1 protein-coding gene is annotated in these 492 nt (G+C 26.4%); it reads left to right on the top strand.

Annotated elements, in window-relative coordinates; translation table 11 throughout:
- Window positions 1–112 precede the first annotated feature (112 nt).
- Window positions 113–439 carry a hypothetical protein gene (locus tag NI468_RS16145; RefSeq protein WP_005098935.1) on the top strand — a complete coding sequence of 109 codons (327 nt, stop codon included), beginning with the start codon at window positions 113–115 and terminating at the stop codon, window positions 437–439.
- Window positions 440–492 lie beyond the last annotated feature (53 nt).

Here is a 492-nt window from a genome sequence, read left to right as displayed (position 1 = left end):
CCTTTAGAAAAAAACAATTATTCCTGGATAACAGAAGTAGATAATAGCTGTGATATCTCACAAGTTATCGTTATTAATAAACTCATAAGGCCAATTTAACAGAACTATCAAAATGAAGAATAGCCTATTTTACTGTCTTGTATTATTTCTACTTATAGGATGCCAGCCATTTGAAAAAACTGGATATATTTCTATTAAAAATCAGACTGATTACCCAATTACCGACCTTAAAATAACTTATATTAGCGCTCAAAAAACTTATAGTTTAGGTACTCTTTATCCTTATTCAGAATATAAATACGCCATTAATTATGAGCATCATAATGAGGATTCGATAAAACTTTCATACCTAGATAAAAGTGATAAAAAGATTAATCACGAAGTAGCTCCTTATGTAGCTAAATATGATAAGAAAAACTATGGCATAACTATTAAATAAATATATGTTTTAAATAGAATTTATAGTTAGTAATTTAACATAAAATCTCTTAT

It is taken from the genome of Acinetobacter lwoffii, assembly GCF_024129355.1.
Classification (GTDB): Bacteria; Pseudomonadota; Gammaproteobacteria; order Pseudomonadales; family Moraxellaceae; genus Acinetobacter; species Acinetobacter lwoffii_I.
Note: the sequence above shows the minus strand (reverse complement) of the source record. Positions and strands in the feature narration are given on the sequence as shown.

Excerpts from the sequence above, each read along its gene's own strand:
- NI468_RS16145 (WP_005098935.1), top strand. The coding sequence starts at position 113 with ATGAAGAATAGCCTATTTTACTGTCTTGTATTATTTCTACTTATAGGA.